This is a genomic window from Sorangium sp. So ce124, from assembly GCF_051525235.1.
In the GTDB taxonomy this organism is placed as follows: domain Bacteria; phylum Myxococcota_A; class Polyangia; order Polyangiales; family Polyangiaceae; genus Sorangium; species Sorangium atrum.
In genome coordinates this window covers 12,632,911-12,656,816 of record NZ_CP150312.1, presented here as the reverse complement: position 1 = coordinate 12,656,816, position 23,906 = coordinate 12,632,911, and the positions used below count along the sequence as shown (strand labels likewise).

Annotated in this window: 14 protein-coding genes; 5 read left to right on the top strand and 9 right to left on the bottom strand. The window is 66.4% G+C overall.

Going from position 1 to position 23,906, the window contains the following annotated elements; genetic code table 11:
* The first annotated feature begins 78 nt into the window (after positions 1–78).
* On the top strand, positions 79–1,215 hold the full coding sequence (locus tag WMF19_RS47420) for an FAD-dependent oxidoreductase (RefSeq protein ID WP_437896371.1): 1,137 nt from the start codon (positions 79–81) through the stop codon (positions 1,213–1,215).
* A gap of 99 nt (positions 1,216–1,314) precedes the next feature.
* On the opposite strand, the gene WMF19_RS47415 is transcribed toward WMF19_RS47420, so the two are convergent.
* Positions 1,315–1,995: a hypothetical protein gene (locus WMF19_RS47415; protein WP_437896370.1), complete on the bottom strand. Its 681-nt coding sequence runs from the start codon at positions 1,993–1,995 to the stop codon at positions 1,315–1,317.
* Positions 1,996–2,478: 483 nt separating this feature from the next.
* Here WMF19_RS47415 and WMF19_RS47410 point away from each other — a divergent pair, with 483 nt between their 5' ends.
* From WMF19_RS47410 to WMF19_RS47400, 3 genes are all read left to right on the top strand, one after another.
* Entirely contained in the window at positions 2,479–4,044 is a 1,566-nt protein-coding gene (locus WMF19_RS47410) for an MYXO-CTERM sorting domain-containing protein (protein ID WP_437896369.1), read from the top strand.
* Positions 4,045–4,131: 87 nt separating this feature from the next.
* Positions 4,132–4,821, top strand: coding sequence for a helix-turn-helix transcriptional regulator (locus WMF19_RS47405; protein WP_437896368.1), 690 nt, complete (start codon positions 4,132–4,134; stop codon positions 4,819–4,821).
* Positions 4,822–4,941: 120 nt separating this feature from the next.
* Positions 4,942–6,102, top strand: coding sequence for an epoxide hydrolase family protein (locus WMF19_RS47400; RefSeq protein ID WP_437896367.1), 1,161 nt, complete (start codon positions 4,942–4,944; stop codon positions 6,100–6,102).
* A 36-nt stretch (positions 6,103–6,138) separates the two neighbouring features.
* On the opposite strand, the gene WMF19_RS47395 is transcribed toward WMF19_RS47400, so the two are convergent.
* The 4 genes from WMF19_RS47395 to WMF19_RS47380 form a co-directional block, all read right to left on the bottom strand.
* Positions 6,139–6,666: an RDD family protein gene (locus WMF19_RS47395; RefSeq protein ID WP_437896366.1), complete on the bottom strand. Its 528-nt coding sequence runs from the start codon at positions 6,664–6,666 to the stop codon at positions 6,139–6,141.
* 209 nt (positions 6,667–6,875) lie between these two features.
* On the bottom strand, positions 6,876–10,046 hold the full coding sequence (locus tag WMF19_RS47390; protein WP_437896365.1) for a hypothetical protein: 3,171 nt from the start codon (positions 10,044–10,046) through the stop codon (positions 6,876–6,878).
* A gap of 250 nt (positions 10,047–10,296) precedes the next feature.
* Positions 10,297–12,234, bottom strand: coding sequence for an RICIN domain-containing protein (locus WMF19_RS47385; RefSeq protein ID WP_437896364.1), 1,938 nt, complete (start codon positions 12,232–12,234; stop codon positions 10,297–10,299).
* A 1,154-nt stretch (positions 12,235–13,388) separates the two neighbouring features.
* Complete coding sequence (locus WMF19_RS47380; RefSeq protein WP_437896363.1) at positions 13,389–14,819, bottom strand: hypothetical protein; 1,431 nt, start codon at positions 14,817–14,819, stop codon at positions 13,389–13,391.
* A 28-nt stretch (positions 14,820–14,847) separates the two neighbouring features.
* Between WMF19_RS47380 and WMF19_RS47375 the strand changes: the two genes are divergently transcribed.
* Entirely contained in the window at positions 14,848–16,437 is a 1,590-nt protein-coding gene (locus WMF19_RS47375) for an IS1182 family transposase (RefSeq protein WP_437894432.1), read from the top strand.
* A gap of 21 nt (positions 16,438–16,458) precedes the next feature.
* Here the strand turns inward: WMF19_RS47375 and WMF19_RS47370 are convergent, their stop codons facing one another.
* The 4 genes from WMF19_RS47370 to WMF19_RS47355 all read right to left on the bottom strand — a co-directional run bounded on the left by WMF19_RS47370 (position 16,459) and on the right by WMF19_RS47355 (position 23,025).
* Positions 16,459–18,033: a hypothetical protein gene (locus tag WMF19_RS47370; protein WP_437896362.1), complete on the bottom strand. Its 1,575-nt coding sequence runs from the start codon at positions 18,031–18,033 to the stop codon at positions 16,459–16,461.
* Positions 18,034–19,320: 1,287 nt separating this feature from the next.
* The gene (locus WMF19_RS47365; protein ID WP_437896361.1) at positions 19,321–20,736 is read right to left on the bottom strand and encodes a hypothetical protein; all 1,416 of its coding nucleotides are present in this window, start codon (positions 20,734–20,736) and stop codon (positions 19,321–19,323) included.
* Between the two features lie 101 nt (positions 20,737–20,837).
* Positions 20,838–21,287, bottom strand: a complete 450-nt coding sequence (locus WMF19_RS47360) for an HNH endonuclease (protein WP_437896360.1) — start codon at positions 21,285–21,287, stop codon at positions 20,838–20,840.
* Positions 21,247–23,025, bottom strand: a complete 1,779-nt coding sequence (locus WMF19_RS47355; protein ID WP_437896359.1) for a recombinase family protein — start codon at positions 23,023–23,025, stop codon at positions 21,247–21,249. The genes WMF19_RS47360 and WMF19_RS47355 overlap by 41 nt, the downstream gene beginning before the upstream one ends.
* Positions 23,026–23,906 lie beyond the last annotated feature (881 nt).

Below are 23,906 nucleotides of genomic sequence, written 5' to 3'. Positions count from 1 at the left end.
CATCTTGACAGTTCTGGAGCAGCGTTCCAGATAAATCAGTGGAACGATGTTCCAGGCTGAAGGCCGAGAGGAATCACCATGACTTCTATCACCATCATCGGCGCCGGGCCGGGCGGGCTCACCCTCGCGCGCGTCCTCCACGTCCACGGGATCCGGGCGACCGTGTACGAGGCGGACGCCTCCGCCGAGGCGCGTACCCAGGGCGGGATGCTCGACATCCACGACTACAACGGCCAGCTCGCGCTCAAGGCCGCCGGCCTCTTCGACGAGCTCCGCCGCATCGTCCACGAAGGCGGTGAGGCGATGCGCATGGTCGATCCGCAGGGCACGGTCCTCCTCGACCAGCCGGACGACGGCGCCGGCGTTCGCCCCGAGGTGCTCCGCGGCGACCTCCGGCGCATCCTCCTCGACTCGCTCCCGCCCGACGCCGTGCAATGGGGCAAGAAGCTCACGGGCGCGCGCGCGCTCGGCGACGGAATGCACGAGCTCACCTTCGCGGACGGGTCGACCGTGACCACCGGCCTCGTCGTCGGCGCCGACGGCGCGTGGTCGAAGATCCGGCCGCTCCTCTCCGACGTGAAGCCCGAATACGTCGGCACTGCCTATGTCGAGACGTACCTGCTCGACGCCGACGCGCGGCATCCCGCCAGCGCCAGGCTCGTCGGCGGGGGCGCGCTCTACGCGCTCACGCCCGGCAAAGGCATCATCACGCACCGCGAGACGAACGGCGTCCTCCACACCTACGTCGCGCTCACGAAGCCAAAGGCGTGGTTCGAGGGCATCGACTTCACCGACCCGAAGGCGGCGCGGGCGCGCGTCGCCGCGGAGCTCGAAGGCTGGGCCCCGGCCCTGACCGCGCTCATCACCGACGGCGAGACCGATCCGGTCCTGCGCGTGATCCACAAGCTCCCCGCCGGGCATCGCTGGGATCGCGTGCCCGGCGTGACGCTCCTCGGCGACGCCGCGCACCTGAGCCCGCCCGACGGGGAAGGCGCAAACCTCGCGATGTACGACGGCGCGGAGCTCGGCAAGGCCATCGCGGCGCACCCGGATGACCTCGAAGCCGCGCTCGCAGGATACGAAGAAGAGATGTTCGTTCGTGGAGCGAAGGCCGCTCCCGAGGCCGCGGCGACCTTCGAGCTCTGCTTCGGCGAGACCGCCCCGCACGGCCTCATCGCGTTTCTGTCGGGCGGGGAAGCGCGGTCGAGCGGCTAGCTTGCCCCGTCGCGGGGCCGGCGCGCCGTGCTGAGGGCGTGAGCCTCGCGACGAAGGTGCTGCGCGCGGCCGGCTCGGAGGGCGGGTTACCGAGGTGCTCTAGTCCAGCAACACCGGCTCGACGGTGAGGTTGTACGTCACATTGAGCTCGAATCCGCTCGAATTCTCGGCATGGATAAAGATCGTGTGCCTGCCCGGCGAAAGCGACGGGAGCAGCACGTAGATCCCCTCGTCGACGCTGGGCGAATAGATCCCTGCCGGCACGTCCTCGCCGCATGGCGCGTCGAACAGGTTGTCTTCGGGCACCGTGATCGCGAAGGCATCGGACCGGACGTGGCGCGGATGCCTGACCTTCGCGCCATCGACCGTGGCGTACGCGTCGGTTATGCCTTCGATGAACGGATGTATCCCCTCGAACAGCTCTCTGACGCTCAGGTTCGCCGCGCCCTGCCCGCACACGTTCGGGCTATTCCAGCCAAGGATGTTCACGATCGGAAAGAAGATCTTTCTGTCCTCGGGCACGGTGCAGCTTCGGGTCACCGTTCCTCCAAAGACCGCGCCCGCCAGAAACCAGACGTCGCCCCGCTGACCGACCATGCAATCTTCCCCAGTCGTGTCTTCCAGAGGGTTTACGGGGCTCGGTATCGACGTTGCCCATTGCCACCACTCGATGCTCAGATCGCGGTAAGGCCTGGGGCCGGCGGGCCCCGTTCCGGTCGGAGCCATGACCCCGAAGCCGAGCACGATCATCGCGGCGAGGTTCCTCGCGCTGTTCTTCATGGCGCTCTCCTTCTCACGAGGGACGGAGCCATGCTCTGCCCTCGACATGGATACGCTTGAAACATCAAATAAAGAAATGTCTCCCGGCGACAACGATACCCACAGCGTGACCATGCGCAATCGAGCAAGCCTGTCACGCGAAGACGAAGACAGGGAGACAGAACGGACACCGAGTTCCCCCCTGTGTCCCCGTCATCGAGCAAGGCCTCTCCGGACGGAGGACATCATTGCTCTCCTACGGATGGACGTGAATGTCCAGGTCAGCAGCCCGCGCCGCCCCGAGGCGCACGCGCTCCGCGCTCGGTCACGACAGGCGTGCTCGCGCCCGGCTCACCCGGCCGCGACGCACAGCACGTCAGACCGGTAATCCACCGCGCTTCATCGTGGCCTGGATGAGCCCGTACGGGGAGGAGGTCGCGCACGGCCGCCACACGTTGCACGCGCCGTCTTGACGGGCGAGCGCGCCCGCGCATTCTGGCAGCCATGTCCCTACGCCGCGCGCCCGTCGCTCCGCTCGCCCTGCTCACCTCCCTCCTCCTCGCCGCCCCCGCCGCGGCGGCCGTCATGCCGGTCGGCACAACCGACGAGCTCGTCGCCGCGATCGGCGCGGCCAAGGCCGGCGACGAGATCGTCCTCGCCTCGGGCACCTACGCCTTCGACGGCGTCTCCTGCGCGGCCGCAGGCACCGAGGCCGCGCCGATCGTCGTGCGCGCCGCCGAGCCGCTCGGCGCGATCCTCGAGCTGTCGGGCGTCGAAGGCTTCAAGGTCAGCGGACCGAACTGGCACTTCGAAGACCTCGATATCCGCGGCGTCTGCGCCGACGACTCGGACTGCGAGCATGCCTTCCACGTGTTCGGGGCAGCGAGCCGCTTCACCCTCCGCCGCTCGAAGGTGCGGGACTTCAACGCCCAGCTCAAGATCAACGCCGCGCAGGTGGGCGGCGTCTGGACGGCCCCCGACGACGGGCTGATCGAGCGATCGGAGCTGTTCGACACCCACCCGCGCAGGACCGGCAATCCCGTCACCAAGATCAACATCGACGGCGGCAAGCGCTGGACCGTGCGCGACAGCTACCTGCACGACTTCCAGAAAGACGGCGGCGACACTGTCAGCTACGGCGCGTTCATGAAGAGCGGCGGCTCGGACGGGCTCTTCGAGCGCAACCTCGTCGTCTGCACCACCGCCGGCTCGCCGGACGGGGCGCGCATCGGGCTGTCGTTCGGCGGCGGCGGCACGGGGGCGCAGTACTGCGCCCCGGCCTACGACCCCGACGTGCCCTGCGAGGTCGAGCACACAGGCGGAACGATGCGGAACAACATCATCGCGAGCTGCTCGGACGTCGGGGTCTATTTGAACCGCGCGACGGACACGCAGCTTCATTTCAATACGCTGATCGCGACGAGCGGGATCGACTTCCGCTTCGCGACGACGAGCGGCGTCGCGCGCGGCAACGTCCTCACGGGCAAGATCCGCGACCGCGACGGGGGCACGCATCAGGAGAGTGACAATCTGGCCGAGGTGGGACTCGCGACGTTCCAGACGTGGTACGAAGATCCAGGTCTCGGCGACCTGCACCTCAAAGGGGATGTTGCGTCGCTCGTCGGCAAAGCGCCCGCCGAGGCCGCGGTGACCGACGACTACTGCGCGCGCGGGCGGCCGGGCAGCGGGAGCTTCACGCTCGGCGCGCTCGAACATTCGCTCGGCGACTGCGCGACGGTGCCGCCGCCGGGGCCCTCCGGCGAAGGGGGCGCGGGCGGCGGCACCGCCGGCTCGGGCGGGATGGGCGGCGGCACCGGATCTGCGGGTGGGACGGGCAGCGGCGCCGGATCCGCGGGCGGGGGCGAGGCGGGCGGCGCAGGCGGCACGGGCGCAGGCAGCGGCACCGGCGCGGCCGGCGGGGGTGGCGACGCCTCCAGTGACGGCGAGGGCTGCAGCTGCCGCGCCGCGGGCGTCGGCGGGAATCACACCCTTGGCCTCCTGGCGGCGGTCCTCGCCGCATTCGCCCTCCGGCGACGACAGGCCTCCTCACCGCTGCGCGACGCCAGGTAGGTCGAGAGGGGCGACTGCGATCCACCCGGGCTCGCGGTGGACCGCAGGGTCGGCCATACTGGGCAGCATGACGAAGGGAAGCTGCCCATGAGGACCACGCGCTCCATCCGCGGCAGCGACCATGCGCTGGTGCAGCGGATCACGCACGTCGCCTATGGCGACGACACGCAGGACCAGTCCCTGCCCGACGGCTGCTGGGACCTTGTGTTCATGAAGCGCCGCGGCCGGCTGCAGGTGCTGCATACCGGTCTGATCACGCACCCGGTAGCGCTGGGCTACGAGACCGGCGACGAGTACCTGAGCATCGCCTTCCGGCCAGGCGTGTTCATGCCGGGGGTGCCGGCGATGGGCATGCTGGATCAGGGCGTGCTGCGCCCGCTGACGAACCCGCGCTCGTTCCTGCTGGGGCCGCGAGCCTTCGAGGTGCCCGACTTCGAGAACGCCGACGATCTGGTGGCGCACCTCGTCGGGGCCGGCCTGCTGGTGGCAGACCCGGTGGTGTTCCGCGTGCTGCAAGGCGATAGAGCCGGCACCAGCCTGCGCTCGGTGCAGCGCCGTTTCCTGAGCGCCACCGGTCTCACGGCCAAGCAGCTGTCGCAGATCCACCGTGCGCAGGCGGCGCTGCAGCGGCTGATGCATGGCAATGCGCCGGCCGACGTGGCTGCCGCCTGCGGCTACGCCGACCAGGCGCACCTGGGCAATTCGCTGAAGCGGATCATGGGCAGGACGCCCGGCGAAGTGGCGCGGGCTGCGGCCCGGCCCAGGGCTGGGCGCTGAGGGCCCAGGCGGTCCGGCGAGTCCCGAGTCTGTCGTTTTCTTCCAATACGGGGCCCACCCCGGTGGATACGGTGCCATCGCCGGCTCGCACCGGCGAGCTCGACCAACCCGAGGACTCCCATGCACCGCGACTCCGAGATCCACCCCTTCCGCATCGACATTCCGCAAGCCGACATCGACGACCTGCGCGAACGCCTGGCGCGCACGCGCTGGCCGGCGCAGCTGCCGGGCGGCGACTGGGTGAGGGGCGTGCCGGTGGCCTACCTGCAGCGGCTGGCCGCGCACTGGCTGCACCACTACGACTGGCGACGCTGCGAGGCCCACCTGAACAGCCGCCCGCAGTTCACCACCCGGATCGATGGCCAGACGATCCACTTCGTGCACGTGCGCTCGCCCGAGCCGGACGCGCAGCCCCTGCTCTTGCTGCACGGCTGGCCCGGCAGCTTCGCCGAGTTCGATCGCGTGGTGGACGCGCTGTCCGACCCGCGCCGCCACGGCGGCGACCCCTCGCAGGCTTTCCACCTGGTGATCCCGTCGATCCCGGGTCACGGGTTCTCGATGCCGCTGGCCGACGCCGGCTGGAACCACGGCCGCTGTGCCCGTGCGCTGGCGGCGCTGATGCAGCGCCTGGGCTACACACGCTACGGCGTGCAAGGCGGCGACGTGGGCGCTTTCATCGCGGTGGAGCTGGGCCGCCTCGACAGCGAGCATGTCAGAGGCGTGCACTGCAATGCGCTGGTGACGTTTCCATCCGGCGACCCCGCCGAGCTGGAGGGCCTGACGGCCTCGGAGCAGCAGCGCCTGGAGCGACTGCAGAACTTCCGCGACCGGATGATGGGCTTCGCGCACGTCCAGGGCACGCGGCCGCAGACGCTCAGCTACGGGCTGCATGATTCGCCGGTGGGCCAGCTGGCCTGGATCGTCGAGAAGTTCAAGGAATGGACCGATCCCGCGGCCGCGCTGCCGGAGGACGCGGTGGGCCTGGACGCGCTGCTGGACAACGTGAGCCTGTACTGGTTCACCGGCACCAGCGGCCCCTCGGCCAACCTGTACTATGAAGCCTTCAACGACCCATCGGCCTGGGCGCCCAAGCCGCGCGGCACCGTGCCCATGGCCGTGGCCGTGTCGCTGACGCAGGACGTGGCGGTGCGCCGGCTGGCCGAGCGCGACCACCACATCGTGCGCTGGACCGAGCTGGCGAGCGGCGGGCATTTCCTGGCCACGGAGACGCCCATGGCGCTGGCCGGCGATCTGCGGGAGTTCTTCGGTTCGCTGTCCTAGCGCCTTCCACGCCGCTCGCTCGTAAGCCGCTCGGGCCTACTTGCTTTGGTCCAGCTTCACGACGCGTGTGCCCGCGATGTGATCATGCACGCAGCGCCGATCCTTGCGAAAGATGAACAACGGGTTGACGATGCTGAGGACGCCGCCCACGTACGGGATCAGAGCCACCAACGACATCGGCAGGAGCCGTCGCAAGGCGATCGTGCCGAAGGCCGCGGGCTTGCCGTCGCTGACGTTGACGATCTGTATGCCCAGCGCCTTCTTGCCGATGGTCTGCGCGCTGCGGGCGAGGAACGTGCCGTGCAGCACCAGGGTGATCGCTAACCCCGCCAGCGCCCACAACAACGATTGCCAGAACGGCGGCTCGGAGATCTTCGGAAAGTCGCGATAGACACCGGCGAAATACTGCAGCGGGACGAAGATGATGATCGCCAGAACCCCGTCGATCATCGCCGCCCAGAAGCGCGACATGCGCGACGCGCTGCCATCGCGGGCTCGCTCCGAGTCAGCCATCGGCTCGATCGAGGTCGGCGGTTGATACGGGTTGGGAGCGAATTGGGCCATGGCTCATGCAACGCCGACCGCAGCCGCGCGTCAATTGGCGACCACGGTTCCGACGATGGTGCCCTGCCGCCGCTGCTGGTCGACCATCGAGGGCGACGGCCACCTCTCTGTGTCGAAGGTGCGGGCGCCGCCTCGTCCGCCATGGTCCCCCGCGCCCCGCCGCGAGGGCTGTCCGGTTGGCGCAGGAGCAGAGCGCGACATCGACGAAGCTAGGTGTCCGCCAGCAGTAACCGCTCGGCGGCGTCGGCGTGCATTGCGCGGATGGCGTCCAGCCGAGCGCGCCACGCGGGGCTGTCTCGGAGTTGCTTCTCGACCTGCAGCGACAGCTCGGCAGCCGACAGCGCGGCCGCCAGTCCGCCATGCTGGATGAGCCAATCGACCAGGGAGGCGGCGAGCCCGGGATCCTTCAGCTTGCCGGTGGAGGGGCTCCGACGCGCAGGCTGTTCGTCTACCAGGGCCAGATACTCCGACCATAGCTCCGCGGCGAACCTGACCTCGGCGAGATCGACGTCGAGGATCTCCTTCAGCGAGGCGGCGGCCGTGAGGCGCAGGCCTGCAGCCTTCTGAGCCAGGCCGAGCGCGATCCGGAACGCCCGTGGCCTGGGCGCGAGCCGCGCCAGTCGAGCCAGCGCCCAGGTTTGACCGCCGCTCGCTGCTGCGACGAGCCGGGCCAGCGCCGCCTGCCAGTGGGGTAATCCGGCGTCGTCAGGGAGGCGGCTCAATGAGTCGACGGTCTGGACCAGGACGCGGCCGGAGGTGCGCGCCTCGGCGAGGAGCCTGGTAGCCAGACCAAGCCCTTCCGAGCACAGGTCATGCTGGGCGATGCAGACGCCCGCTGCCGTGGAAGCGATACGCTCGTCGCCGGATTCGACCAGCACCTCGGCCAAGGCCACGAAGCCGCGGGCCACCGCGGGTCGCGTCTGCGACTCGTTCGGGAACAGGAGCCTCGACCCGGGGTTGAGCAGCCGCCACGTATCCGGCAGCGTCGTGATGCCGTCGATGAGCACCTGTCGGACGTCGACCTGGTCGACGAAGCGCAGCAACCCCGCCAGGATGTCCGGCTGGATGCTGGGGTGCAGGTCCTCGGACCGCCACGCCTCCATCAGGAGGTCGCGAGCCTCCCCGGTCGCAGAGGCTGAGACCCTGCAGGCGGCGTTCTTGCGGTTGACCACCGCGCAGTCCTTCGACAGCAGCAGCGCACGATACGGCGCCAGATCGAACGGACCGGGCATGCGCTCGGACAGCACGTTGAGGGCGCTCATCGCCGCGCGCCCCACAACGCCGGATCTTCGCGCGCGCTCCAGGAACAGCCGCCTGAGCTCGGCGGTCGGCGGAGCGATCCGGGCGCACCGCGCCAGGATCGCGGCGGCGACCGGCCCGGCCGCTCCCGGCAGCAGCTCGAGCAGCAGCGGCGCGTCCTCGACGCGGCCGATGGCCTTGACGCGCCTCGAGAGATCGAGGCTGGCGTCCCGTGCCACCCGCAGGAGATGCTGCGTGAAGCGCCTGCGCTGGGAGGGCGTCCACCGCCCGGGGGCCGATCGTGAGATCGCCGCCACCAGATCGGTCTTGTGGGGATCGGTCGTGTCGTCCCGATCCAGCAGCTCGTCGACCAGGGCAGTCTCCTTCAAGCTGATCTCCGGGACGTATCCCATCACCTCGTCCAGCGGCCCGCCGCACGTGACGGGCCTGCGCGGAGGCCGCGGCGCCTTCGGTGTTCTTCCGAGGAGCAGGTCCAGGATGAGCCGCTCCGCCTCGGGCTCGTAGCGGCCGACCGCCACCGGTCCCAGCATGGGTGTGGTGCCGTCGAGGCGCACGCCCTCGTAGGCCGCATGGAGCTGGGCGGCGAGACCTTCGGCGATACGCAGCGGGCTGGGCAGGTACTCCATGGACGGCGGCTTGTGACCGGGCGCCGGCGCTTTGTCGGCGCGCCAGCGCACCCGGGGATCCAGGCGAATTTGAACCAGGAGCCCGAGCAGCTGCGCCGCGCGCGGGATGTCGTCCCGGAGGATCGCGGCGCCGATGGCCTTGTGCACGGCCCGCTCGGCCTGGGCCAGGGTGGTTGTGTTCGACTCGCGCGACTGCACTGTTGTGAGCAGGGCGTCCCGATAGGTCTGCACGGGGATCTCCGAGACCTGACGATCGGACAGCTGGGCCAGCTCGGCCATGACCAGGTGGCGGCTGGAGCCATGCCATGCCGGCTCCACCTCGGCGAGAACGGACGCGCAGGTCGCCGGGTCGGCGCCGCGGCGGAGCGAACGCACCAGCGCAACCATCCGCGCCGCGCGCTCGCCCCGGTCCCTGGCCGCGCCCAGCGCCTCGTGCTCGGATCGCAGCTGGGCGAGGTCGAGGTGCTTTTCGATGGCCTGAAGCCGCTTGCGCCGCGTGTCCGGATCGACGGGAGGACTCAGGGCCGCCGCCGTGAGCCGCGCGACGCTCGCCGGCGGCATCGTGGCCAGCCGCGCGTCCATGCCACGACGGGGCGACCACGCCGCCGTCGCGGCCTGTTCCAGCTCGGCGCCAAGAAGACGCTCGCGCTCGGTCAGAGGCAGGAAGCGGAAGAGCGGATCGGCGGAGGCGTCGAGGGGCTTGCACCGGTTCCGGAGCTCCAGCACGTCCTCGGCCGGCAGCGTCGAGAGCGGCAGCAATCCGGAGGGAAGCGGAAAGTTGGAGAGAGAGACAGTCCAGTCGTTCCGGCGCAAGACCTCGAGCAGCTCGGCCGGGCAAGCCATCGCCAGGGCGTGGATCGCCCTCCCATCCAAGGCATCCCGCCGCACGAGCAGCGCCAGCGCCTCCCTCGGATATCGGGCGCAGAACAGCGTGGCCTCGTCCGCCGTGATCTTACGCCTCGTCGCCAGCGCCACGCGAAGGCCCCGCTCCGGCGCGCGCGTCACCAGCTCGCGCCACGCGGCCTCGTGCTCGGCCGCGTGATGTTCCAGCGTGTCGAGATCGCATATCGCGAAGAGGCGTGTCGCGAGCCCCACACCATGCCTGGCGATGACCAGGGGAATGACCGCCGTCGCCTGGGTGACGAGACGGTGCCTCTGCATGATCATGACCACCCCGCGTGCCTCGCGGCGATTCCCCTCGCGCAGCACGTGGAGCAACACCTCGTCGGACACGGGCACTCGGCGCGCCGAGGAGAGCGCAGCCCGACGCATCACGGGATCGCGCAGCGCCCTCTCGATGCGCGCCACGTCCCGACGATAGGTCGCCAGGTCCAGCGCCAGCCGCCGCTCGTCGCCGTCGCCCCCATCCAGCGCGGCCATGACTGAATCGGCCGTGGCCTGATCCCAGCCGCGCGCGAGCAGGGCAAGCGCTCGCCCCCGCTTCGCGAAGCTCAGGCTTCCGAGTCGACGGACCTCCGACAGCGGTTCCACCATGATCCGAGTCTAGACGAACGCGGCGCGGACGAGGACCATCCGCTTGCCCTGTCGCAGGGCCGGGGCGGCGTGCTCCGGGCGCAGCCGTGCCTCGACGACGGCGGCGAGCGCTCGCCATGACGGGGGCGGGTCGTGTGCTCAGCTACGTGGCGTCGAACCCGAACGCCATCGGCTCCCACGTCGGGTCGCTGGCCGAGGCGCTCGACATCCGTCAGCAGCGCCGGCCAATGTGGCAAGGGGCGCGCGCTCGTCAGCGCGGGAGGAAGAGCTGCTCGGGAAGCGCGGTGTTGCAGGGCTCCTGAACGATATGGGCATACCCCGCGGTGCTGGCACCCTCGACGCTCAGGCACTTCTGGCTGTTCACGTTCATGATCGACCGATAAGCGCCCACCGGCCGCAGGACGAACTTCTGGTTGGGGCCGCCCGTGCAGGTGTATTGAATGAGCTCGGCACCGTCCTCGAGGCTCGAGTAATAGACGTCGAAGCAGAGCCCGCTGTGCTTCGGCTTGATGAACACGCTCCCGTCGGGGTCTCCCGTCGGGATGAGCTCGAAGCTCTGGTTGGGGTTGCCGGTCGCAGGCCATTGAATGATCGGCGAGAGCGGCGTCGTCTGCGAGTAGTAGACATCCATGTTGAGACCGCTGTTCTGGTTGGTGAAGGTCACCGCCGGGTTGGTGCTGCTCACGCTGCCGAAGTCCACGGTCGTGTCGAGCTTGGGGGAGACAGAGTATCCTTGAGGATGCGCCTGGACGTAAAAGAAATTCCAGTCGACATAGATCCCCTGGAGCACCTGGGTGTGCACGACGGAGAGCGGCACCTTGCCGTTGAACGAGCTCGGCGCGGAATAGACGGTCTGATACGTCGGCTGGAGGGTCGAGACCGCCAGGAACGGCAGCGTGTGGAGCGTCCCGGTCCACTGGTCGACGAGGTCGACGGGGTTCCAGTACGGATGGCCCTGCGCCGAGGTCATCCGGTAGCTCCAGGCCGACGTCAGCCCGGTGCTCTGATCGATCGCGGTGAAATCGGACAAGGACACTGTGGCGCTGTCCTGGAAGCTGCACGAGAAGCTGGCGCTGGCCGCGTCGGTGCCCCCCTGCGCGCCGACGCTGCAGCCGACAGAGCGCGTGAACGAGCTTTGCCCGTTCGGGGAGTTGGGCACGTGGGCGTACGGGCTCAGCGCCGTGCTGCCAGGCACGACGCTGACGTTCAGCTGCTGCTGGTAATAGCCCCGGTTGAAGTTGCTGTTCGTGTTCAGCGGTCCCGGGTTTGCTCCCGCGCCCACGCCGGTGATGACCATGAATTTGTTGTTGGGCGTGGTGGAAGCGACGAGCTCGACCTCGTAGCTCAGATCCAAGGTAGCGACTTGCGAGGTGCCGGGGACGGTCCACCACGAGGAGCCGTTCACGATGAACTGGCGGTAGGTGCCTGGAGGGGCCGCGCTCGCGACGGAGAGGGCGAACGGCTGCACGACGGGCGCAGTCGCGAGCGTGCGGATGCGCGCCGCCACCTGGGCCGCGACATCCTCGCGCGACGGACCTGCCGCGGGCATGGCGCCCTCCACGGCCTGCTCGGCGTGCTCACGGCCCGACGCGCGCGCCGCCAGCTCCTCGGCGGGCAAGGTAGCGGCCTCGTGGCTCACCTTGAGCGTGGCGGAGGGGGACTTCACCGCCGTCGTCTCGATGTTCCCGTAGAGCTTGATATCGAACTTCGTTCCCCCGCGCGATGGCTCCACGATAACCACGTCGCCCGCGACGCCGTAGCCGAACACCGCGGCCATGCGCGCCGAGTCGCGGACATTCTCGAAGACGAACGGGACCCCGGCCTCGCTCGCGGCCTCGACCAGCGACCGGTATGTCGCGAGGTCTGCCTCACCGAGCTGCTCCATGTCGGCGATCACCGCGCCGGTCCGGAGGAGGAGGTCGCTCCGCTCGGCGTCGTCGGAGCGGAGCGAGTCGAGAGCGCGCCGCGCCGACGTCGCCTGGATCTCGCCGGCAAGGTGGTGCAGGACCGGCGTCCTGTCCGCGGAGATCGGGGTCAGGGCGATGAACGCGGTGCGCGCGGCGGGCGCCACGGACGTCGTCGCAGCTTCATCGAGCGGCTCGACGTCGGCGCCCCCGCAACCTTGTTGCAAGACTCCGAGGGCGAGCGTCGAGAGCGAGAACACCAGGCCGACTCTGGAACGGATCATGGACTCCTCCCTTGCGGCTCTCTTCGCCCCCCCAGGCGAACGATCGAGCCGTCAGGTCCAGTAACGGCGGCCATCGGGATCGGTTTCGCGAATGCGCAAAAAAATCGGCAGCCCCGGCGGAGGAGCCCCGATGGCAGCGGGGGCACGCGCGCGCCGGGGGTCGTCCTGCGGCGCGCAGGAGGACAGGGGCGGCGGTGTAGAGCGAGAGTGAGACCTGGCTCTCCGGCGCCAGCGACAGCTCCTCCCGGTGCAGGACGGACCGCGCGCTGCCGCGCCGGCATCCAGAGGGGAAGACCAGGACGAGGCTCGCGGTTTCCTGGCGGATAGGAAACCGTAGAACTTTCGCCCGTGTCAAGCCCCGCGGGAACGGCGCCTGGCGAGCTGTTTTTGTTTTGGCCCATTAGACACCCGCTTGCCCCGTCGCAGGGCCGGGGCGGCGTGCTCCGGGCGCAGCCGTGCCTCGACGACGGCGGCGTGCGCTCGCCATGACGGGGGCGGGGCCTGTGCTCAGCTACGCGGCGTCGAACCCGAACGCCCTCGGTTCCCACGTTGGGTCGCGTGGGGGTGCTGCCGTTCGCGGGTCTCAGGGGAGGTTGAGATGAACGAGGATGCGGCGCACGGCCTTTGGGTCCGTGATCGTGGAAAGCGCGCGCATCTTCCGTTCGCATCTCGGCCATCGCATCCATTGGACTCATGACGCGGTGAGTGCGTCCCCGCCAAGATATCTTCAGCAAGTACGCTATGCGCCTATCGGGCAGGAGCCCGATTCGATCGAGTGCTAAAGCCGGGCGGGTGCAGTACCGAACGAGCCTCTCGCAACCCTGATCGTCATCCGCGGCGATCCGCACCGCGCGATGCACGTCGAACCCGTCGCACGTGGCGAAGAAGCGTCGCTCCCGGCGCTCGAGAGCCGCGTCGGGGTCGTCCTTGCGCTCGAAGGGCCGCGCAAGGAAGGCTCCACCCGCGAGCGCAAGGTGGGGTACACGCATCAAGCGTGGAGGGCACGACGATCTCGTTGCTGCGCTCCTCGACCGCGCGCTCTTCGACGTAACCGTGGCGACGTAGCCAAAGAAGCGCACGCTCGCAGACGCGTCGCGCCACCTCGCCAACGTGCGGGGTGTGCACGGGCGGATGCGGATGACAGGCGAATTCGGTCACGTCGCGCGAGCGCGGCTGGGGTCGTCCTTCGTGGCTAATGCGGGTGCCGGACTGTCCGCGCTTGCGTGATCGCCTCCACCGGCCTTGGACGTTGCTTCCTGCCGCAACGCCACGAGTAGTCGAATGGGAAACAAGCGCAACGTTTGGGTTGTTTTGTCTTGGGCCTCCGTCGGGTCGGGAGACTCCTGAGACAGCAACGCCCTCATCTCTGGTTCATCGCTCAACTTCCGACGCAGTTCCTCTGGCAGGTAGCGCCACTGTGAAGTAACGACACGCACCGCGAGGAACATAGGAACTGGAGGAAGAGTCAAAATCGCCCGGACAATCGGGTCGACGTCCACGGAAGCTTGCGGTTCGCTCATGCCACTCATGTTCACGTAGCGCCAGAGGCGCGCGAGCGTCAGGATAGGCTCTTCTGATCCGATGCCTTCCAGCTCGCGAGAATCAAAGGGACCGAAATTTCCTGCGATCTTAACTGCTTCGGCGAAAAGTCCCCCGCGCATTTCACAGGCGCGCAACAGGTCGTTCTGCCAGGGACAACGATCGTTCTTGAACAGCAAAGTGGCGAACATGTCGGCACAAGCGACGTCGTCGGCACGTTCGAATAGACGCGCTGCGAAGGACTGGCAGAAGTCCTTCTGACCAAGGCCTTCCTCGAAGACCTCCAACGGCACCGTTATGTCGGGATCGGCCGTCATCGCCAGAGAAACTCCGTCAAATTCGGTGGGGGCATTCTCGTAAAACACAAGCGCCGCAATGCCGACAGCAGCTCTAACTCTAGACATCCTGGACGTCATCCTGTCTCGGAGATAGACATGCAGTTCGCTGGCCGTATTCCAATGGCGAGCTATTTCTAATAGCAGTCGCCCTTGTGTAGGTCCACTCTCCAGCACCTTAGGGTCGTTGACAACATCCCTCATCCACGTTGGGAGGGATGTCCAATGTTCGACGATCGAAGTCGCCATCGCATAGACCACCATCGCCGGTTGTTCCTTCAGCCGGTTGCGCAGCAGTACCTCGAACGATGGCGGCATGGTGTTTGCGTGGGCCCAGACCCAATCCCACGGGGGGCCCGAAAACTCGAAGCGGCTCGCGCCAAGCGTCGGGTGCTCAAGTAGCGCGGTCGCGATGAACCACCCGTCGGCCGGGTTCGTGTCGCTGCGGAGCGCGGCACTAAGATCGCCCAATAGCATCCCCGCCTCCATCGACCCTCCGGCGAACCTAAGCCCGAGCAGTTCGCGGAACCGTGCGTCTGCGCCCGGCAGCGCGGAGACGATCGATCGGCCCGACTTGAATGGATTACGCCCGTGCGCCATTAGCGCAAAGTAAGCGTCCTGCTCAGGCGAAGCGACTAGAGGACCGATCAGTTTGATTTTGTGGTAATCCCGAGCGCTTCGATGGAAGGCTCGACGGTTTCGGCGGGCCATGATCTCGTCCGCGCCTGGAGGTGCACGGATGGAACGATGGTTGCCGCCGGTGGAGCTGTCGCGGCAGGAACAGGCGCTCATGAAACGGTTGACCCGGGTGCGAGCCCTGTTCGGCTTTCTCAGGCTGCACCGGCACGAGCTATTCGACGAGACGTTCCAGGAGCAGTTGGAGAGCATGTACCGGACCACGGGAGCAGGTGAGCCGCCGCATCCGCCGGCGCTGATGTGCATGGTCACGCTGCTCCAAGGCTACGTCGGCGCATCGGATGCCGAGGCGGTGGAGCTGTCGATCGTCGACCTTCGCTGGCAGATGGTGCTCGGCTGCCTGGGGGCGGCCACGCCCGCGTTCGCGCAGGGCGCGCTGCAGGCGTTCCGAGAGCGGATGGTCGAGCATGAGATGGACCGGGTGCTGCTGGAGCGGACCGTGGCGCTCGTTCGGTCGGGCGCGATGACGGCGAGCGAGAAGCGGGCGGTGTCCAAAGCGCTGCGCGTGGCCATCGATAGCCGCCCTTTAGCGGGAGCCGGGCGGGTTGAGGACACGATCAACCTGCTCGGCCATGCAGCACGCAGCATCGTCCGCGTCGTGTCGAAGATCACGGAGCGCCCGCCCGAGGAGATCTGTCGCAAGGCGGGCATCCCGCTGCTTCTGGCTCCCAGCATCAAGGCCGGGCTCGATCTCGATTGGAGCGACCCGAGACAGAAGGCGGCGGCGATTCAGATCCTGGAGCGGCAGGTCTCGTCCCTGCAGCAGTGGGTGGACCGCCATCTGGACGACGTTGTCGAGCAGCCGCTCCGCTTCTATCTGGATGCGGTCACACAGGTTCGGGACCAAGACCTGGAAACGGCTGAGGATGGGACCGTTCGCATCCGTCAAGGTGTTGCAGCTGACCGCCGTGTCTCCATTGAGGACGCCGAGATGCGCCACGGAAGAAAGAGCCGCTCGAAGAGGTTCGATGGCTACAAGGAACATATCGCACGCGACCTGGACCTTCCCGTCATCGTCGCCTGTGCGGTCACGCCAGCGAATCGCCCCGAAGAAGAGGGGGCCGCACCGATCGCCAAGGACATCCAACGTCAGCGGCTGCGCCTCGGCGAGCTCCATATCGATCGCGCCTATGTGAACAGTCCCGTCGTTGACGACGTGATCCGCGACGGTGGCCAGGTGTTCTCGAAGCCTTGGGGACAGCGTGCTCGCAGACCCAACCTGTTCAGCAAGCGCGACTTCAAGATCGACCTGCGCACCAAGACGATCACCTGTCCGGCGGGACAGGTCGAGGTATTCGAGCCGGGCGACACGGTCGAGTTTGATCCTGAGGAGTGCGGCGCGTGCCCCCTCCGAGCTAGGTGCACCCAAGCCGCCTCGGGACGGGGGCGGACCGTGTCCATCGCGGAGGACGAGGCTCTGCAGCGCAAATTCCGGAAGCTGCAGCAGACGGGGGCAGGTCGCGCCGTGCTCCGCCAGCGGGTGGCTGTGGAGCATGCGCTCGCCCACATCGCGGCACGGAAGGGCCACACTGCACGCTACATCGGCGCCAGGAGAAATCTGTTCGACCTCCGGCGCGCAGCAGCGATCCAGAATCTCGAGGCGGCCCAACGCCTGATGCAGCAGGCAGCGTAACCTGCCGTAATTTAATCGTTTTCAATGTGTTCGCCGCTCTAGGACCGTCGAGTGAACGGGGTCAAGATGAACTCCAGCGGGATTAATTTTATCGCCGATCGGAGTGCGCGTCACGACCGATTCGTATTTCGCCATGGCGCTCTCGAGTGCGGTGGCTGCGCTTCCGTTTAGAGCGAGAAGGGCGAATAGCTCTTCGTAGGTTCGCGAAAAGTAGTCGCGACCGGCAGTCGAGCGGGTCTGTGCACAGAGGCAGAGCAGGAAAAGCCGGTCGGCATCTGTTTCCGGTCTTACGAGTGAGGTCGCGGAAGCCAGGCTAAGATGACGTGCGGCCTCAGCTGCGGCCCTTGCCTGCTCGTCAGTGGCATCTTGGGGAAGGGCGTGCACGCACTGCTCCACCTCGAATGGCGTCTCAAGCTGACGTGCGATGTGTTCGACGATCTCGGACGAGAGAGTATTCCTCTGAACTCTCGCGAGTTTGTTCGCGAGGTCGACGCGATCCTGAAACGAGTAGCTGCCGGATTGCAGACGAACAACGTTGACCCGCGCGTCGATGCCTTTCCCGCTTTCTCGCAGCCATCGTTCAAAGAGACCTTCCCGAGATGTTACTAGCACCCGAGCCGATGCCCGGGCCGCTCCAGCGAGAAGCGTAAGAAACGCATCAAGGTCAAAGAATGGATAGGTATGAAGGCTCGTAGTGAATTCCGCTGGCGTCTTGCCGAAGGGATCTTCGATGTACACGAGCGATTGAGGCAAGAAATGCTTTGCGACAAATTCCGTAGGATCGAGCGGGGGATGTCGTTCGCGCAATCCAAGCTGCCGACTTAGGAAGTCAACTCGCTGTCGCGCATCCGGCAAACCCGTTGACAACGACATTGGCCCTTCTGTGAGCTGATGCGTTGGAGGCGCAATCCAGCTCACCGTTTTTCCCGCGAGCCAGTGTCTGTGCGCTAGCAGCGCCGCCAAAAACGTTTTACCTGTTGCTGGAGGACCGACGAGGCAGGTTACCGGATACGTCGCGATGGACTCCTTTACATCTTGAAAGCATTCCGGCGCCACGAACCGGTCATCCGGCGACAGCGGATGCCATCGATCGAGGTAGAGGCCTATCAGTGCGGATTGGCCCACGTCGTCGAAGAACGTCGTCCAAGGGCGGCTCTCGTCGTGAGGCTCAACAAGCGGTTTCGAGAATACGGTCAGGAGACCCGCCGCGCGCTCGGGGGGAATCACTACGAGGTGCGGTCTTTGGTAGCGACGCGACTCCATGACAAAATGTTGGATTCGTGCCTCGTTCGGTGGATACGGATCGCAACCGAAGATCACGACAAGCTCCTCCACCCCCAAAGCCTGCGACTCCGTGACTTGGGCCTTTAACTCCCGCTGAAACGTCGCGGATTTCAGGTCTTTGTCCGACTTGATCTGGATGCCAATGCGGGAGGCGGTGACGAGGCCTGTCACCAATACGTCAACGCCGTGATCCTGAGGGTGATCGATGTACTCAACCTCGACCGGTTCGCCGAGCCACGTCTGAGCACAGGCAAGCCAGTCGCGAAGCATCCGGCCGTAGCCATTGTTCCCCCGCCCAGGAATGCCCTTCAACGCCCTGCTCGCTTCCGAGGTCGAAGTCGGTGCCGCGTGAAATAGTAGGCGCCGTAATTTTCGCGAAAGGGACATTTGAGCTCGCTTGAGTGACGTGCGTGCGACGCGCCCGTTTTTGGTGGATAGGAGACCGTAGAACTTTCGCCCGTGTCAAGCCCCGCGGGAAAGGCGCCTGGCGAGCCGTTGGGGGCCCATCAAACACCCGCTTGCCCCGTCGCAGGGCTGGGGCGGCGTGCTCCGCCGGACGCAGCCATGCCTCGACGACGGCGGCGTGCGCTCGCCATGACGGGGCGGGTCCTGTGCTCAGCTACGCGGCGTCGACCCCGAACGCCATCGGTTCCCACGTTGGGTCGCGTGCGGGTCCTGCCGTTCGCGGGTCTGAGGGGAGGTTGAGATGAACGAGGAGGCGGCGCACTGCCTTTGGGCCCGTGATCGTGGAAAGCGCGCGCATATTTCGTTCGCATCTCGGGCATCGCAAAGCATCGAACCCGAACGTGCGTTTCATGAGCACGTCCCACTCGACGTAGCGGCTGATAAGCGAACGAGATCGACGGAGACCACACCGCTGCCGTCCTCACCGAGCGCGCATCGGACGACGACTTCGCACGCTGGCGGGAGCGCGGCGGGCCGGGCCCGCTCGCCGGCGCGCGCAGCGGGGACGAGGTGGCCCGCAAGGGCGGTGGCGACATAGACCTCGCCACCGCCCTCGGGAAACTCGCCGTCAGGGTCGCGCTCGCAGGCTGCTGTTCGAGCGGGGCCGGATCAACGGCACGATCCTGCCCGATGGCCTGGTCGACGAGGTCAGCCTGCAGATCACCTCGGTCGCCGACGGCACGATCGGCACGCCGCCGCTCTTCGATGTCGTCGGCGTCGGGCTGGACGCATGTAGGGACACAGCGCACACCAACTTGCGTTCGACGCCGTCCAGCGGTGTGCTGGCGCTGTCCTCTGCCTCCGTGACCGCGTCGAGCCACGGATCGAACTCGGGTAGTCCTCCATACGCGAAGGGCTAGCGCACCGGCGGGATCAGGTGACCCTGCGATCTTCGCAGAGGCGAGCGGCGCGGGCGCCGGGCTGAATGTAGCGCATGCGGGCCTCATCATATCAGATACGCCCTGAGGCTATGCGATGGTCGCGATTCGAAGGATTCTTGCTTTCCGGCTAACGTACTGGTGGTCGGTGGCGGCGCCATATCGAGCCAAGCGAGGGAGGGCGACATCCGCTCCAACGCCTCGTTAAGAAGCTCCAGTGCTCGTATTTGCGCTCAGAAATGGATCCCCCCGCCGCTCATACTATCTTGAGTCGCCGCTCCTTCGGGGAATAGCGCACCTGCTTGAGCACAAAGTCATCGCGACCTGCCTGTTTGCACTTTTCGGACACAATGCGCTGGATCGCCATCTTGTCCGAAATGGACGTTCTCATCCCAAACACAACGCCTGCGAGCTGCGAGAAATCAAACTTCACCACTGGATATTGCTTGGTTAAACCAATCATGTCCGGCACCGCGATGCGATATTCCTGCTCGTGCTGCCAATCGCTCAACTTTCGCTCGTAGACGCTGTAAAAACTCTCCCACAACTGATTGCGCCACTTCTCCTGATTATCAATGATGCTAGCCAACCTAGGGCTTGGAGTGCCATCGACTGCCATATACCACTGCTTTTCAAATTGTGGCCACGGCAACCGTCCCAGAAACTGGAAGAAGTCTATGGTCGGCGCGCTCGAGCTGTACTGTATGGGGCGCAGGGTGGCCTCGACGGTGCCCCATCCGGGAATGCCCTGTGGCGAAGAAGGACTAGACGAAATACTGTTAACCTTACGAAGCGTCAGCGACAGCCGGCCGTTGCCATCATTCTTTGGTCGAAAGATGAGGGCCGCTCCCCGGTGCTCATCTGCATAAGTTGCCCACATCGAGGCATTTTCGCATGTTGCGGAGAAACACGCGATGCGGCACGGAGGGTGCACAAGCTCCTCCACGATTTCTTCGACATAGCGGTGAGGAAACTCTGCAAGCATGAACAAATATCGGCGCAATCGATCGGCACCTTGTTCGTTTGTCCCCTTCGCAAGGCGCAGGGCCTGTTGCTCGCTTACGTGAGCAGTCGTGAATCCGAACGCCTCAAGCAAGTCTCCGCGCTGTGTGTCATCAGGCTGTTCCGTCTTCAAATGTGTGAGAAGCTCGACAACGCCCTGCTGATTCGCTTTGGGAAGCTTCGGGAGCGATTTTGGCGTCAACCCCCGCGCGCTAAGTTCCTCGCAAACTGCGGCGAATGCTGGAACATGAAGGACCGTCAGTACCATTCGCAGCCCGTACGCACGTAGCGGCGTGCCGAGCGATGCCAAGGCCGAAGGGACCTGCGCGACTGAAGCGTTCTCGAGGAAGCGTGACCGAGCGCTGCGGTAGATCTCGCGAAATGTATCCGTAGGCAGTCGGTCCTCTGAGAGCGTTGCGGCAATCGGAGGTGGCTCGAAGTTCCGTTCTTCGGACACTAGGCAGTAACTAGTGGCCCAGACGAGTGCGAGAATGTAATGAGAGAGAAGGTTTTCCCAGAGGATCGTGTCACCGTCCCAATAGACATCCTTGTATCCCTCCATGGGATCATTGAGGCGTCGCGCTTCGGCGAGAAAGATTTCCTCTCTCTGGAGCTCCTGGAAACCGGAAAGCAGTGAATTCATAGGACGAAGACGATAGACGAAATCCATCTCACTCTCCTGGACTGACAACGCGACAGACTGTTCGAGGTCCTTGCGTCGCATATATTATATACCATGTGCCGCGGATAAAGTCCGCCAACTGCGTCCGCTCAGAGGCCGTGGAGATCACCATGATGAGAGCGGAGAAGCCGCAAGCTATCAGGAGCATCGGGTGCGGGGGCATGGTCACCCTTGAACCGGTTGCACATGGTGCAAGCGTAGACGAGGTTCTCGATGTCGTCGGAGCCTCCAGCTGCCAGCGGGTGGAAGCGATCAATCTCCAGCTCGCCCCGCACCAACGGTTCGGAAACGCCGCAGCAATCACACCAGCCACCGAGCGGATAGGAAACCGTAGAATTTTCGCCCGTGTCAAGCTCCGCGGGGACGATGCCTGGCAAGCCGTTTTTAGCCCACCAGACACCCGTTTCCCCGTCGCAGAGCTGGGGCGGCGTGCTACGGGCGCAGCCGTGCCTCCACGACGGCGGCGTGCGCTCGCCATGTCGGGGGCGGATCGTGTGCTCATCTACGCGGCGTCGAACCCGAACGCCGTCGGTTCCCACGTCGAGTCGCGTGCGCGTGCTGCCGTTCGCGGGTGCGAGGGGAGGTTGAGATGATCGAGGATACGGCGCACCGCCTTTGGGTCCGTGAGCATGGAAAACGCGCTTCTTCCGTTCGCATCTCGGCCATCTCAAAGCATCGATCCTGCGAACGTAAAGCCGAAAACCGGCCGGAGAGCGGGATCGCGTGCTCGATAGCGACGTGGTCGCCTGTCACGACGACACGCTCGATCAGCAGCCGGACGAGGCGTTGCCGCCCTGCAAAGTCCAGCTTGTCCAGTCCTTCCCGCAACGTCACCGCAAAGGCCGTCAGGTCGTCGGCCAGCTGATTGAGCCGAGTTCGGTCCTGGTCCTGGGCCGCGATCTCCTCGATGCGAACGCGCACCGCGCGCTGCTCGGCATCGAGGCGATCGCGCCGCGCCTTGAGCTCCTCGACGGATATCGCGCCGGCCTGATAGGCGTCGACCAGCCGTTCGACGTGAGTCTGGAGCTTGCGCTCGGCGCTCTCGAGACGGGCACGGTCACGGCGATTCTGGTCCTCTCCTGCGCGGCTCGAACGCCATGCCTCAACCTCTTGCAGCAGCATCTGCGGGGACTGAATCCACGATACCAGCGCGTCCCATACCACCGCATCGAGCTCGTCGCGACGGATGTACTTGGCTTTGCACCGCTTGTCATGGCCGCGCACTTCGGCGAGGCGGCGTCGGCATCCATAATAGAAGTACTCGTAGGGCACGCCGGACCGCGGGGCCTGTCGATGGCCCTCCATGCGCCACCCGCATTCACCGCAGACGACGAGCGACCGGAGAAGGTAGTCGTACTTGAGGTGCCGCGGCGCCTGCCACCGGTGCTTCGCGAGGATCGCGCGGACCTCGGCTTGCTCCTTTTCGTCAACGATCGGAGGGACCGGAATGATGAGCCACTCCTGCTTGGGACGGAAGCGGCTGGAGCTCTTGAGGTGCTTTCGGTAGGAACCCGGCTTTTTCGGTCGTGCCGGTTCGACCGACATCCGACGACCGTAGGTCGCCATGCCAGTATAGGTGGGGTCGGTCAGCACCCCATAGACGCGGCCCTCGGTCCACCGCGCCGCCCTGCGGGGACGTATCCCCTGTGCGTTCAGTCGCCTGGCGACGGCGCGTGAGCTGAGATCCTCCTCGCGCACCCACCGGTACATCGCCCGTACATGCTGGGCTTCGACCTCGTCGATGACGACCGTGCGCCGCAGCCCATCGGCAGAGCGTTCGATGGCATAGCCATAGCGTGCGACAGAGCTGTAAGGGAGCATCTGCCCGGCACGCAGTTTGTGAATACGACCGCGACGCGTGCGTTCCATGATCTTCGCGCGCTCATACTCGGCGATGATGCCCTGCATCTGCACGAGCAGGCGGTCCTCGGCACGCTCGGTCGCGGGGCATTCGACGAAGTGTACGTGGACTCCGCGGTTCGTCAGCTCCTCGACCAGCACAACCTGATGCACGTAATTGCGCGCGAGCCGATCGGGAGCGTGTACGAGCACCACGTCGATCAGCCCATCGGCCGCTGCGTCGCGCAACGCGTCCAATCCCGGCCGATCGAGGCGAGCGCCACTGATGCCGTCATCGATGTACCGTCGCTCTGCCGGCACCGTGAGTCCCATGGCGGTCGCTGCGTTCTCGAGCGCTTCGAGCTGCGACGCCACCGTTTGCTCCTGTTCCTGCCGCGCCGTCGAGACGCGCGCATAGAGGGCGGCTCGTTGGCTCATGGTCTCTCCTTTCGTTGCTGTTGCTTGCGTTGGGTTCGTTGCTCCTCTTGGCGCCGTCGTCCCCGCTCCTGCGCAACCCGATCGGGGGGCTTGCCGCGGCGTCGATCACGAGGCCGACCGCCAGGCTGAGCCGAGATGAACCGTCGGGCTGGGGCCGCGCTCTCCACTCGATCCTCCACGCACGCTGGGTCATGGATCCCCGCCTTCCTTTCGGGGACCCCCTCACGACCCCACTCCGTTGACGGGAGCGACCCATCTGCAGCCTCATTCCCACCCTTCCCGGAATTCCTGCGGATCTTGAAAACACGCCGGTACAGCACCAGCCTCAGCAGGTTTTCATGCTTTGCGTTCGCAGGATGTCGAACCCAAACGTGCGTTTCATGAGCACGGCCCACTCGAGCAAGCCTATGTCCCTGGCCTGCTCGGCGTCAGGATGGGCTCGACCGAACGGATACCGCCGATCGGGCCCGACATGTAGACGACGACCCGGCATGGCGCGCGTCAGTCGGAATGCTCTCGAGCAGGCCGGGTGGCGAGCGCCGGCCGAGGAGCGTCGATGCCGGGCACGGTGCCACCCTCGCCAGGCGACGGCAGAGTTCCTCCGACGTGTCCGGTTGCGCGGCCTCGATCGGCAGCTGCGGGAACCAGCAGGCGAACTTCTGCGCGAAGGCCGGCTCCTCGGCTCCGTCGCAGTGGTGCTGGCCGTGCAGCTCACCGGTGCTCCGCTAGCGCCCATCCTGGCGCCTCTTACGGATGCCCCCGATCCTCTCTCACGAAGTCGTCACCCATCCGCCGGCAGCCCTGGTAGCCTCCGCGCACTGCTCGTCCGGTCGGCGGCCGCGGCGCCGTGGAGGTGAGCGTGCAGCGAAGGTCGTCGCTGG

Coding starts and splice junctions, on each gene's coding strand:
- WMF19_RS47400 (WP_437896367.1), top strand. CDS start 4,942: ATGCACCGCGACTCCGAGATCCACCCCTTCCGCATCGACATTCCGCAA.
- WMF19_RS47415 (WP_437896370.1), bottom strand. CDS start 1,995: ATGAAGAACAGCGCGAGGAACCTCGCCGCGATGATCGTGCTCGGCTTC.
- WMF19_RS47375 (WP_437894432.1), top strand. CDS start 14,848: ATGGAACGATGGTTGCCGCCGGTGGAGCTGTCGCGGCAGGAACAGGCG.
- WMF19_RS47380 (WP_437896363.1), bottom strand. CDS start 14,819: ATGGCCCGCCGAAACCGTCGAGCCTTCCATCGAAGCGCTCGGGATTAC.
- WMF19_RS47410 (WP_437896369.1), top strand. CDS start 2,479: ATGTCCCTACGCCGCGCGCCCGTCGCTCCGCTCGCCCTGCTCACCTCC.
- WMF19_RS47420 (WP_437896371.1), top strand. CDS start 79: ATGACTTCTATCACCATCATCGGCGCCGGGCCGGGCGGGCTCACCCTC.
- WMF19_RS47355 (WP_437896359.1), bottom strand. CDS start 23,025: ATGAGCCAACGAGCCGCCCTCTATGCGCGCGTCTCGACGGCGCGGCAG.
- WMF19_RS47405 (WP_437896368.1), top strand. CDS start 4,132: ATGAGGACCACGCGCTCCATCCGCGGCAGCGACCATGCGCTGGTGCAG.
- WMF19_RS47395 (WP_437896366.1), bottom strand. CDS start 6,666: ATGGCCCAATTCGCTCCCAACCCGTATCAACCGCCGACCTCGATCGAG.
- WMF19_RS47390 (WP_437896365.1), bottom strand. CDS start 10,046: ATGGTGGAACCGCTGTCGGAGGTCCGTCGACTCGGAAGCCTGAGCTTC.
- WMF19_RS47365 (WP_437896361.1), bottom strand. CDS start 20,736: ATGGATTTCGTCTATCGTCTTCGTCCTATGAATTCACTGCTTTCCGGT.
- WMF19_RS47385 (WP_437896364.1), bottom strand. CDS start 12,234: ATGATCCGTTCCAGAGTCGGCCTGGTGTTCTCGCTCTCGACGCTCGCC.